Source organism: Streptomyces sp. NPDC001568, assembly GCF_042893755.1.
Lineage (GTDB): Bacteria > Actinomycetota > Actinomycetes > Streptomycetales > Streptomycetaceae > Streptomyces.
Genome location: NZ_JBIAVF010000038.1, coordinates 22,083 through 34,155 on the forward strand (window position 1 = coordinate 22,083; position 12,073 = coordinate 34,155).

At 71.2% G+C, this 12,073-nt stretch carries 11 protein-coding genes; 9 read left to right on the top strand and 2 right to left on the bottom strand.

The features are described from left to right. Positions 1–22: 22 nt before the first annotated feature. Positions 23–967 carry a LysR family transcriptional regulator gene (locus ACFY0I_RS39380; RefSeq protein WP_388904603.1) on the bottom strand — a complete coding sequence of 315 codons (945 nt, stop codon included), beginning with the start codon at positions 965–967 and terminating at the stop codon, positions 23–25. A 114-nt stretch (positions 968–1,081) separates the two neighbouring features. Here ACFY0I_RS39380 and ACFY0I_RS39385 point away from each other — a divergent pair, with 114 nt between their 5' ends. From ACFY0I_RS39385 to ACFY0I_RS39420, 8 genes are all read left to right on the top strand, one after another. Next, positions 1,082–1,894 carry an inositol monophosphatase family protein gene (locus ACFY0I_RS39385; RefSeq protein ID WP_388904605.1) on the top strand — a complete coding sequence of 271 codons (813 nt, stop codon included), beginning with the start codon at positions 1,082–1,084 and terminating at the stop codon, positions 1,892–1,894. A gap of 53 nt (positions 1,895–1,947) precedes the next feature. Further along, positions 1,948–2,592, top strand: a complete 645-nt coding sequence (locus ACFY0I_RS39390; protein ID WP_388904606.1) for an NADPH-dependent F420 reductase — start codon at positions 1,948–1,950, stop codon at positions 2,590–2,592. 603 nt (positions 2,593–3,195) lie between these two features. Beyond that, a complete protein-coding gene (locus ACFY0I_RS39395; RefSeq protein ID WP_388904608.1) occupies positions 3,196–3,807 on the top strand; it encodes a hypothetical protein in 612 nt (203 codons plus the stop codon). A gap of 115 nt (positions 3,808–3,922) precedes the next feature. Further along, positions 3,923–4,654: a hypothetical protein gene (locus tag ACFY0I_RS39400; RefSeq protein WP_388904609.1), complete on the top strand. Its 732-nt coding sequence runs from the start codon at positions 3,923–3,925 to the stop codon at positions 4,652–4,654. Positions 4,655–4,656: 2 nt separating this feature from the next. Continuing rightward, positions 4,657–5,934, top strand: a complete 1,278-nt coding sequence (locus tag ACFY0I_RS39405) for an MAB_1171c family putative transporter (protein WP_388904610.1) — start codon at positions 4,657–4,659, stop codon at positions 5,932–5,934. A gap of 40 nt (positions 5,935–5,974) precedes the next feature. Further along, on the top strand, positions 5,975–7,156 hold the full coding sequence (locus tag ACFY0I_RS39410) for an MAB_1171c family putative transporter (protein WP_388904611.1): 1,182 nt from the start codon (positions 5,975–5,977) through the stop codon (positions 7,154–7,156). A gap of 67 nt (positions 7,157–7,223) precedes the next feature. Next, positions 7,224–8,474 carry an FAD-dependent oxidoreductase gene (locus ACFY0I_RS39415; RefSeq protein ID WP_388904612.1) on the top strand — a complete coding sequence of 417 codons (1,251 nt, stop codon included), beginning with the start codon at positions 7,224–7,226 and terminating at the stop codon, positions 8,472–8,474. 164 nt (positions 8,475–8,638) lie between these two features. Continuing rightward, complete coding sequence (locus ACFY0I_RS39420; protein ID WP_388904614.1) at positions 8,639–10,072, top strand: NADH:flavin oxidoreductase/NADH oxidase family protein; 1,434 nt, start codon at positions 8,639–8,641, stop codon at positions 10,070–10,072. A gap of 13 nt (positions 10,073–10,085) precedes the next feature. Here ACFY0I_RS39420 and ACFY0I_RS39425 read toward each other — a convergent pair whose 3' ends face one another. After that, on the bottom strand, positions 10,086–10,283 hold the full coding sequence (locus tag ACFY0I_RS39425; RefSeq protein WP_388904615.1) for a hypothetical protein: 198 nt from the start codon (positions 10,281–10,283) through the stop codon (positions 10,086–10,088). Between the two features lie 80 nt (positions 10,284–10,363). Between ACFY0I_RS39425 and ACFY0I_RS39430 the strand changes: the two genes are divergently transcribed. Beyond that, positions 10,364–11,791 (top strand): NAD(P)/FAD-dependent oxidoreductase, encoded by a 1,428-nt coding sequence (locus ACFY0I_RS39430; RefSeq protein WP_388904617.1) that lies wholly within the window; start codon positions 10,364–10,366, stop codon positions 11,789–11,791. Positions 11,792–12,073 lie beyond the last annotated feature (282 nt).

Sequence of the window (12,073 nt, forward strand, 5' to 3'; positions counted from 1 at the left end):
AGGCGCGACCCCGGCCCACTCGTCAACGCGCGGTCGGGGTGGTGAGGGGTTTCCGAGGGGCGGCCGGTGGCGCGAACAGTGCCCGGACGGTTTCGGTGGCCAGGTCCCGCAACCAGGTATGGGCGCGGTCGTCGTCGTAGCGCTGGTGCCACAGCAGGTACAGGGGCACCTCCGGCAGCGGGAGCGGGAGCGGCAGTGCGACGAGGCCGAGTTGCTCCCGGGCGGCGCGGGTGACCGCTTCGGGGAGGGTGACGACCAGGTCGGTGTCGAGGGCGAGTCCCAGTGCGAAGGCGGCGGTGGGACCGGCGGCGACGACGCGGCGTTCGAGGCCGTGGGCGGTCAGGGCGTCGTCGATCGGGTCGCGCAGGCTCCCCCGCCTCGACACGGTGAGGTGTTCGGCGGCCGCGTAGCGCTCGACGCTCAGCGGGCCCTCGGCGAGGGGGTGGCCCGGTCGGACCGCGACGACCAGCCGGTCGCCGCCGACGAGGCGGTGGCGGATGTCGGGCAGCGTCGAAGGGCTGGAGCTCGATTCGAGGTCGACCTCGCCGCGGCGCAGTTCGGCATCGTCCGCACCGGGTTCGGCCGACAGGCGCAGCCGGACGCCGGGGGCCTGTCGGTGGACCGCGGTGATCAGGGCGCTGCCGCAGGCAGCGGTCAGGGCGTCGTGCCAGCGCACGGTGAACACCCGGTCCAGAGCTTCCAGTTCGAGTTCCCGCTGCGCGGACAGAAGGTGGTGGGCCTGCTGTACGAGGGCGTGGACCTGGGCCCGCATGGCCAGCGCGCGGGTCGTCGGAACCATGCTGCGGCCGGTGCGGACCAGGATCTGGTCGCCGGTGGCCTTGCGGATGCGCCCCAGGGAGCGGCTCATCGCGGGTGCGGTGACGTGGAGGCGCGCTGCGGCGCCGGCGACGCTGCCCTCTTCCAGCAGTGCGTCCAGGGCGGTGAGCAGGTTCAGATCCAGTTGCATGCGAGTAACTCTACGACTGAATAGCATGCACTTGTTGTTAATGATCGGGAGGCCTACCTTCGAAGTGCGGGCAGGGAACGAGCCGCCCGCACACAACGAACTCAGGGAGCCGCCATGAGCACCACCATGCCTTTCGCCGCCGACACGACGCTCCTGTCCGACGTCACCGCCCTGGTGAGGACCGCGGGTCTCACCCTGCGCGACCGTCACACCCCGCACGCCCGGGGTGTGAGCCTGGACGAGGTCGTCGCCGAGATCCACGCAAATGACGACGCGGTGCTGGACGTGCTGAAGGAGCCGCTGCTGCGGGCCCGGCCGGGATCGCGCTGGGCCGAGGACGAGTTGGCCGGCGGCGCCCTGCCGTCGGGGGAATGGTGGGTCGTCGACCCCGCCGAGGGCAACATCAACCACGTCCACGGCATGGACGACTGGGCCGTGACCGCCACCCTGGTCCGCGACAACCAGCCGGTGCTCACCGTCGTGCACCTGCCGCTGACCGACGAGACCTACACCGCCGTCGCCGGCGGCGGCGCCCACCTGGACGGTCGGCCGCTGAAGGTGTCCGCCAAGACCGACCTGGGCGCTTCCCTCGTCGGCACCGGCCAGGCCAGGCCGGGCGAGGACGAGCGCACCTTCCGACGGATCGGTGACTCGGTCACCGCCATGCTCATCAACGGCCTGGTCGTGCGCGTGTCCGTTCCCGCCACGATGCAGCTCATCCATGTCGCGGCCGGACGCACCGACGCCTTCTGGCAGTTCTCCGACGTCCGCTCCGGTCTCGTCGCCGGTGCGCTGCTGGTCGCCGAGGCCGGAGGCACCGTCACCGACCTGGCGGGCGAGCCCTGGAACACGGGCAGCCGCGACTTCCTGGCCGCCGCCCCCGGCATCCACACCGCCGCCCTCGACGTCCTGACGCCGATCGCCTGACCGGGCGTCCTCCGCCGCCCCACCCACCTCGTACCGCAAGGAGCATCCCTTTCATGACCCACATCGGCATCCTGGGCGCCGGCCGCGTCGGCGCCAACCTCGCCGGCACGCTCTCCGCGGCCGGGCACCGCGTCACCCTCGGCACGCGGAACCCGGAAGGGGCCGCGGCCCTTGCCGCCGGCCCGGACCCGCGGATCGCCATCGCCGACCAGCGCACCGCCGCCCGGAGCGCGGACATCGTGATCAACGCGACGCCCGGCCACACCTCCTTGGACCGGCTGGCGGGCCTGAGGACCGAGCTCGCCGGGAAGATCCTCGTCGACGTCTCCAACGCCACCCTCGACGCCGATGACGGCCTGCCCGGCGAGCTGTGCTACCCCGGCAGCAGCCTCGCCGAGCGACTCCAGGCGGCCCTCCCCGACACCCGTGTGGTCAAGACCCTCAACACCATGCTGTTCATGGTCATGACCGCTCCCGAAACCCTGGCCACCCCGCCGACGGCCTACCTCTCGGGCGATGACCGGAACGCGAAGGAGACCGTCAACGGCCTGCTCGGCGACCTGGGCTGGCCGCCCGCGTGGATCGAGGACCTCGGCGGCATCACCACGGCCCGCGCCACCGAGGCCATGATCCTCGTGGTTCCCCACGTCCTGCGCCGACACGGCTTCAAGCCGTTCGCGGTCTCCCTCGCCCGCTGACCACCCGGCCTGAACGGTGGGTTGGGCCGATCCGCATAACGGACGGCATCGTTCGGGCCGGGCGATCGGTGGTGCAGGCGTCGATGGCGTCACGCCGGAACGCGGCCGGGCCGGGTGCGGCGTCGGCCGGGCGGCCGGCGGTCATGAGTTCGGCGGGGCCGATCATCTCCCCCGTGTTGATCCGGTGTCATGTGCCTTCCACGGTCCTCCTGATCAGACGTCCGCGGCGATAAAGGGCACGCCTCCTTCATCGCGTGGAAGTCGGACGAGCGAACCGGACACCAGGAGCACCGCGCCAGGTGTCGACGCCGCGACCTGTTGCGCTCGTGAACGCCGATTCGATGTCCCGGGCGTGGCGCGGCGGCAGTTCGGGATTCCCCGACGTGGTGGTCGGCAACGAGCAGCGCTCCCAGGGCCGGCGGGGGAACCGTTCGGCGGACCGTGCTCGGGCAGCGGGTTCGGATGCGGTGGTGGGTCTGCGATCGAGCCAAGGGAAACGATCGTTTCATTGCGGAGCCGACCGTTTCCGTGATCTAGTTGCCTCCCGCAGGTCCCGGACTCCACCGGACCGCGTGTTCCCCTTCCAGCCCGTCCGGAGGACCCATGCAAGACGGGTACGAACAACTCGCCGAAACCGTGAGGGAAGTCGAAGGGCTACGGCTGGAGTCGGGCCTCGACAGGGCGTCCGCCTTCAACCTGTCGACCCTCTCGTTCCACACCTCCCTCGCGGAGGCGGACATCCGGCGACTGCTCGACGGCGAACCCGTCGCGTCGCCCGCGAGCGGCCCGGCCGAACTGGCCCGCCGCATCGCGTTCCTGAGGGAGACCCGTCTGACCGTGGACGGGGACACGGGCAACCGGCGTCAGTACACGACCGCCGAGATCGCCGCGGGCAGTGGGATGACGCCCCAGTGGCACGGCAAGCTCCTGAACCGGAGCACGCCGAACATCTGGCACGGCGCGGGTCTGGCCAGGTTCTTCGACGTTCCCATGGAGTACTTCACCCACACTCCGCCCGAGGCTCTGAGGCGGGTGCTGGAGAGCAAGGTCATCCCCGACCTCACAGCGCACCTCAAGAACCCCGCGCACGTGGTAAAGAATCGTTACGCCCTGCAAATCCAGCTCCGTCTCGGCGACAAGGAACTGCCGCCGAACCTGGAGACGGCGCTGATGGCCTTCGTGGACGCGATCACCCAGGAGAGCCCCACACCTTGAGGGGCGCGATCTCCGGGCGGGCGGCTGACCCGAGCTTCAGCCACAGCACAAAAGCGGAAGGCGGCGGCCGCGGGTTCACCGCCCTTCGGAAGGAACGCAGAGTGAGGGCATTCGGATGAGCGAGCAGCAGAGGGCGAACCTTCGCACAGGGGTGTTCGCGGCTCTCGGACGGGCGATCCGCCCCAAGAGCTTGCTCGTCGCGCCGAAGCAGCACCTGACGCGGCGGTCGACCGAACGGAAGATCGCGAAGCTCTGCGACGAGATGCTCGCAGGTCTCGAAAAGCCGATCCCCTCGGATCCGGACAGTTTGTTCGAGGTGTTGAGGGCCGACGTCGAGCAGCGTTTCAACGCGGACCGCGGCGGACTGCCGTACCGCCCGGTCCTCCTGCGCTTCAGTGAGTTCCCCGAGGAGACGGCCAGCGGCCTCACCGCCAGCTTCGACGACCGAGTCGTGATCATCATCGAGAGTAAGACCACTACGTTGCACCAGTTTGTCATTTTTGCGCACGAGATCTGGCACACCCTGATGGGCGGGTGCCTGTCACACGGAACCCATGGAACCCATGGAACCCACGGTTCGCATGGGTCGCATGGGTCGCACGGGTCTTATGAGACCCACAGTGACGTGGCCACGGCGGCCGCCCGTTCGCTCGGCGGCGAACTGGCCGGCGACGACCTGATGGCCATGGCCGCGAGGAGCCACGTCAACACCGAGGAGGAGAGCGACGCGGAGAACTTCGGGCTCCAGCTCGGCTCCCGACTGCGGGAGTACCTCCAAGGTGGCGGCGCCGTACCGATCACCGGTGTGGCGGGCCGGATCCAGTCGAGCCTGGGCAGAGGCTACTGAGCATGACCGGATCGGACTACTACATACCCGCCGCCGTGCTGGCGATCGCCCTGGTGGTGAAGTCGCCCTCGTTCTGGCACACCTGGCACTCCCCGATGTCGAAGTCGATCCTCGTGATCCTCGCGTCCTCGGCGGCCGGGTTCGTGTTCGGCGCTCCGCCCACGATCGAGCGGGTCAACCGGATCACCGGCATCCCGAACATCTCGGCGCTCATCGTCTACTGCATCCTGTCCTGCCTGGCGTGCGGCTCACTGGTGCTCCTGATCCACTGGCGCGGTGGGGCCGAGGAGACCATTCGACGGCACACCAGACTGTGGATCGCGGCCACCGGCGTGGTGATGGCGACCTTCTGCGTGCTCTTCTCCCTCAGCGACGTGCCGATCGAGCAGCAGCGCGACTTCGACACCTTCTACGCGAACACCCCGTACGTCCGGGAGATGATCGTCCTCTACCTGACCGCGCACACCGCCACGAGTCTCGTCGTGGCGACGAAGTGCTGGCGGTGGGCACGTGAACTGCGCGAGCTCCAGGCGGCCTGGACCCACTGGGGTCTGGTCATCCTGGTGACCGCGTTCGGTCTCACCCTCTCGTTCGCCCTGCTCAAGTTCATGGCCGTGGGGGCCCGCTGGGCCGGTACGGACGCCTGGGACCCGCTCAGCACCGACATCGCCCCTCCCCTGGCGGGACTGGGCGCGGCCATGACCACGGTCGGGTTCCTGCTGCCGGTCGTCGGGCCTCGGCTGGGGTCGATATGGGTGTCCTGGCGGGCCTACCGGGCGATGGAGCCCCTGTGGCGTGCGCTCGAACCGTTCTCGGGGCCGGGGAAGCCCATGCGCATCCGTCCCACCGCGTCGCTGGAGATCCGGGCGATGGCCAGGTCGACCGAGATCGCCGACCGGCTGCTCAACCTGGCGCCCCACCTGGACACCGGTCGGCGCGAGGCCGCCGAGCGCTACGCCTCCTCACACGGCTGTGCTCCGGATGCCGCCATCATCTTCGCCGAAGCGGCGACGATCCACGCGGCCCTGGTCGCCGCGGAGGCCTCGAAGAACGCGGAGCACGCGGAGCACGCGAAGGACGAGAAGGGCGAGAAAGCCGCAGAGGTCGCGGAAGCCGCCAGGGTGCCGGCGTCGGGGCGGACTCCCTTGACCGTCGACGGGAGTTCCGCGATTCCCACCCGCGTCTCCGGAACGAACGGTCTCGCCCGACTGAGCATCCAGTTCTCCAAGATCCACCGTTCCGGCTCCCCCGTCGGCGCCGACCGCTCGGAGAGCAACTGATCATGCTCACTTCCCTCGACGTGGCGCACGGAAGCCCTCGGTGAACGCGGGAACGGCGTACCTGAGCTCGGCCGGCGGTCTGTTGATCGCCGCCGCCATCAAACTGTGGGCGTTGCGGAAGAACCCGCGCGACCCGCTCCTGAGGGCCGTCACCGCGACCCTCTTCGTCGGCGCGCTCCTGTTCGTCACCGCCGCTCCCCCGCACCTCGCGGCCATCAACGCGATGTTCGGCGTACCGAACATCGCGGCGCCCATCGTCTACTCGATCCTGACCGCGTTCGACGCCGTCACCATCGTGCTGCTGATCCACTGGCGGGGGAACGACGAGGCTCGCGTCACCCAGCGGCAGACCCGCTTGTGCCTCACGGCCTACGCCTTGGTCGTCCTGGCGATCTGGGTCCTGTTCGCGTTGGGCGACGCACCGGTCGAGCGGCTCCGTGACCTGGACACCTACTACTGCGGCACACCGTGGATCCGCGAGATGGTCCTCCTCTACCTGGCGGCGCACAGCGTGGCGGCCGTGACCATGATGGTGCTCAGCTGGCGTTGGTCGAGGCAGGTCCCCGGCACCCTGAAGGGCGGGCTGCTGCTGATCACCGCGGGCGCGGCCTGCACCTTCGCCTACGACCTCCTGAAGTACACGGCGATCGTCGCCCGCTGGCTCGGCCACGACTGGGACTGGCTGAGCACCCAGGTCGCCTTCTCCATCGCCAGTTTCAGCGCCTTCCTGGTCGCCGGCGGATTCGTCCTGCCGCCCATCGGGCAGGGCGTCGGATACCGGTGGCGGGCTCTGTGTCGTTTCCGCCGGCTCCAACCCCTGTGGCAGGAGATCCGTCCGGAGATACCTGCCACGAGCCCGCCGCCCATGCCCTGGTGGCAGCCCGTGGAGCACCGGCTCATGCAGCGTGAGAGGGACATCTTCGACGCGGTGTTGCGACTGACACCGTGGTTCGACCGCGCGACCGGCGCGAAGGTCTACGCGCTCGCCCTCGCCGAGGGCTCCGAGAGCGGGCGGGCCCGCAGTGAGGCCGATGCCTGCGTGATAGCCCGGGCGGTCGTCGGCAAGGGTCGTTCGGCGCCCGCCGTCGCGCCGTCGCTTCGGTGGACGGTCAGTTCCATCGAGGACTCCGACGACCTCCTCGACATGTCGGACGCCATGCTGCGCTCCTCGCGGGTGGAGGTGACGCGGCAGTCGACAGTACTCGCCGAGCATCGTGCATGACACCGGAACGGGGGCCGCGAGCCCGCATCCCGTCCGCCGCTCAGAGATCCTTCACAGAGAGACAGCCATGACCACCACGCACCCGCAGCACGTCGAAGCCCTGATCATCGGTGGGGGGTACGCGGGCCTGCTGGCCGCATCCGTGGTCGCCATGGCCGGCTACGACGTACTCGTGCTCGCGGGCGGGTCGGACGCCGAGTCGGTGGGGCCGAAGGATCCGACGGCGAGCGAGGAGCCGAAGGAGCCGAAGCCGGCGGGTGCCGCGGCCGCCCAGCACGGCGAGGTCCTCCACATCGGGGGCATGTGGGACGTCAACGACCTGGCGTACGGCTCGGGCGCGATGCTGCGGCGCCGTGGTGCTCGGACGTTCCCCCTCCCGGCCCGCGCGCACCTGTCCCGCACGCGCCCACGGGCCTGGGGCACCCGCGAGTTGCTCACGTGCAGCCGTGACCTGCTGACCGAGGTGCTGCGCGAGGTCGTCGTCGCCAACCCCGCGCACGAGCGGAGCACCACCGTCCTCGACGGGGCCCGGGCCGTCGGGCTCATCGGCGACGAGTCCGCGGTGCTCGGCGCGCGGGTGCTCTTCGACGACGGGACGGAGCGGGAGGTCACGGCGCAACTGGTCGTCGACGCGAGCGGCGCCGACGCCTGTACGACGGCCTGGCTGCGCGAACTCGGTGTGGCCGCCGTGCCGGTCACCACCCGCGGCACGGCCGGGTTCATGGCCGGCCGTATGTACTGGGCACCGGAGGGACACGAGGACGTCGCCCTCATCTCCGTCGCGGACGGGGCTCGCAGCGCGGTGCTCGTCCCGATCGAGAACGGGATGTGGACCGTGACGCAGACCGCTCCCGATCGCGAACGGATCACCGGCGGGGACGCCTTCTTGACTGCCGCACTGGCCCTGTCCGACCCCGGCGTGGGCCGGCTCATCGCCGGGGCGAAGCCCGCCGGCGACGTGGTCGTCGCTCCGACGTCGACCCGCTGGCACCGGTACGAGCGCATCCGCGGGCCCCGCGGCTTCGTCGTCATCGGTGACGCCCTGGCGACCTTCAGCCCCCTGGACGCGCGGGGGCAGCTGGCCACCGAAGCCGCGGCCAGGTCCCTGCGCGTGGCACTCGGGCGCGGCATCAGTCACCCGACGGCGTCCCGGCGGGCCCAACAGGCGATCGCCGAGGAGGTCGCCCAACTGTGGTCGGATCCGCAGACGGGCCCCATGGGCGGCAGCCAGCTCAAGCCCGTCACCCCGAGCCTCGGCGCGCGCCTCGCCCGTGTGCGGACGGCGGCGGGTCGGGTCCTGCGGCTGCGGGACCGGTGAATCGCCGCGGTGCCGGTCCGATCGGGGCGCGGGCTGATCAGGGCGCGGCCGATCAAGGCGGAGCCCGGTGCGGCGCGGGCCGAGCGGCGCGCGGGCCGGGTACCGGGACCGCGCCCACGGGCCACGGAGCTACTTCACGTGACGACATCCGGAGGAAAGATTTCATGCACCTGTCCACACCTCTCGTGCTGCGCAACGGCAGCCGCATCGCGAATCGGATCGCCAAGGCGGCCATGGAGGAGAGCATGGCCCGCCAGCCCGGGCAGCTACCGGGGCCGGAGATCGAGGAGCTCTACCGCAGTTGGGCGCGCGGCGGGAGCGGACTGATCATCACCGGGAACGTGATGGTGGACCGACGGGCCCTCACCTCCCCGGGAACGATCGTGCTCGACTCCGGAACCGACCTGGCCCCGTTCCGCCGTTGGGCGGCGGCCGCCGGATCGGGGGGCGGTCAGGTCTGGATGCAGATCAACCATCCCGGTCGGCAGGTACGGGCGGACCTGCCCGGTGTCGCGTGGGCGCCGTCCGACATCGGTGTCAGCCTCGGGAAGCACACGCGCGTCTTCGCCCGGCCGACGGCCATGACCGAAGCCGACATCCTGGCCACGATCGACCGGTTCGCGACGACCGCTCGCCTCGCGGAGGAAGCCGGCTTCCACGGCGTCCAGATCCACGCGGCCCACGGCTACCTCCTCAGCCAGTTCCTCTCCCCCTTGGTCAACCGCCGCACCGACCAGTGGGGCGGCAGCCTGGAGAACAGGGCCAGACTGCTGCTCGGCGTGGTGCGCGCCGTTCGCGCGGTGGTGTCGGACGGCTTCGCCGTCAGCATCAAGATCAACACTGCGGACTTCCAACGCGGTGGCTTCGACGTCGACGAGGTGGAGCAGGTGCTCGCCCTCCTCACGGACCTCGGCGTGGACCTGGTGGAACTCTCCGGCGGCAGCGTGGAGAGCGCCGCGACCATGGGTCGCACGGCCGACGACCGGAAGCTCGGCCGGGAGGCGTACTTCCTCGCCATCGCCGAGCGGCTCGTGGCGTCCGCGCCGATGCCGCTCATGCTGACGGGCGGCATCGGCCGTCGCGCGTCCGCCGAACGGGTCCTGGCGAGCGGGTTCGCGCTGGTCGGGCTGGCCACCGCCCTGGCCCTGCGCCCCGACCTCCCCGCACGCTGGGAGAAGGGCGAGGACATCGAGGTCGCCGCGCCGCGCCTCAACTGGCGTGACACGGACATCGCCAGCGCGGGCGTGCTGGCCCTCGTACGGAGCCACATGAGCCGCGTCTCCCGGGGCCTCGCACCGCGCGACCGCACCTCCGCCCGCCTCGCCTTCGCCCTCGACGCCCTGCGCAACCGGGGGATGACCCGGGCGTACGGGCGGTGGTTGGCTCAGAACCCGGCGCCGGAGGCGACTGCGCCCGAGCGGCCGAACGGCCCGGATCCGGACGTGGCTACGGCTGCGGCTGCGGTCCGGGCGCCGGACGGGGCCTCGGTGCAGGCCTCGGACGGGGCCTCGGTCCTGGATGCGGCTACGGTCGCGGAGTCCGCTGCGGTCCCGGAGTCGGCTGCGGTCCCGGCTCCGGTACGGCAGACGCCGCCGTGAACTCCGGGATGGTTCAGGCCGGATCCGGAAGGTCGTCCTCCTGCTCCTCCGGGGCAGGCACCCACCGGTAGACCGCCACGCCGTCGTCATCGGGGCCCCGTAGGTAGCATCCGATCTCGCGGCTACCACTGTGCGCAGCCAGGGCCACCTCGGTGGCTTGGATCCCCTCGATGCCCGCGAGCGGACCACCGACGAAGCGCGTATTGATCATCGTCGGATTCTAGGGCTCACCCTCGAACCCCACTCGACTTCCGCCATACCGGCCAGTGCCGGAGCAGAAAGCAGACCCGCATGGCCGGTAGGCCCCCATCTCGATCCCGAGTCCTGATCCTCGGAGGCGGGCTGAGCGGCACCCTGGCCGCCGCCGCACTCGCTCGGCACGGCGCCGGCGCGGATGTCGACGTCGACATCGTCGAGCGGTACGCCTTGCCGGACACCCCGCGTCCGCGTCGCGGGCTTCCCCAGTCCCGGCACGCCCACCTGCTCTGGTCGGGCGGGGCCGAGGCGATCGACTCGCTCCTGCCCGGGACCATGGGGACGTGGCTGAGTGCCGGAGCGCACCGGATATCCATCCCCAACGGCATGGTCGCCTTCTCACCCGGCGGTTGGTACCGGCGGTGCTGGCCCGAGGCGCAGTACCTCGTCAGCGCCGGACGCGACCTCGTCGACTGGGCCGTCCGCACTCGCGCCCTCGCGCTGCCGGGCGTACGTCTGCTGCCCGAGGCCGAGCCGGTACGCCTCCTCGGCACCCGCACCCGGGTCACCGGTGCGGTGATCCGGTACCGGGACGGCACGGAGGAGGTCCGTGAGGCCGACCTGGTCATCGATGCCACCGGTCGTTCCTCGCATGCCCCGCGCTGGCTGGCCGAGTTGGGGATCCCGGCCGTTCCCGAGACCGTCGTCGACGCGGGAGTCACCTATGCGAGCCGCCGTTACAAGGCGCCCGCCGGCACCGCGGGCTGGCCGGTCATCAACGTCCAGTCCGACGCCCGGATGGCCGTGCCCGGCTCCTCCGGTACCGTCCTCCCCATCGAGGGCGACGAGTGGATCGTCAGCCTCTCCGGCACCCGCGGCGGCCAACCCACCAGCGTGGAGTCGCAGTTCGTGGAGTTCGCCCGCCGCTTGCGGAGCCCTCTGGTAGCGGAGTTCCTGGACCGGGCCGAGCCCCTGGGCCCGGTGACGGTCGCCCGGAACACGGCCAACCGGCGGCGCCACTACGAGAAGTCCCGCGTCGAGGGCTTCGTCGCGCTCGGGGACTCCGCCACCGCGCTCAATCCGGTCTACGGACACGGCATGTCCGCGGCGGCCCAGGGCGCCCGGGCGCTGCGGGACCTGGCCTCGAAGAGCGACATCACGTCGAAGGGGTTCGCGCGGCGCGCGCAGCGTGCGATCGGCCGCCCGGCGGCTGCCGCCTGGCTGCTGGCCGTGGGCCAGGACGCCGCCTTCCCGCACGCCATCGGCAAGAAGCGCACCTTCGCCGACCGCGTCAGCGCCAGGTACGTCAGTCGCCTCATCGAGACGGCCTGCTCGGACTTCACCGTCGTCGAGGCCCTGACCGACGTCATTGCCCTCCAGGCCGGCAGCGCGGCCCTCGCCCACCCCCGGGTCCTCCTGGCCGCGCTCCGCGGCCCCCGTCTCCCCCCACTCGACGGCCCGGCCCTCACCCCCGCGGAGCAGGAGCTCCTCCTCGGGCGTCCCGCTCCGACGCGCTCGGCCTGACGGCCGCCGGGGCGCGGCGCGCACCTCGCTGTGGCCAAGGCAGCCGCCCGGTCGACCCGAGCTGATCGGCCCCGCCGCCGCGTCACCCGGAGCGGCTTCAGAGGGGTACGAACAGTCGCTTTCCGTGACATTCAGGTGCCTCCGGGGTGAGCCGTCCCATAGGACCCACGTCACATACGAGCCGGGGTAGTAGACCGTGAAGGTCCCCAGCCACGCCCCGCGTCGGCGCCCGCCTGCCCGGATGCCCGTCGAGGGGTCGGCAGGCTGTCCGTCCCCGGCTGC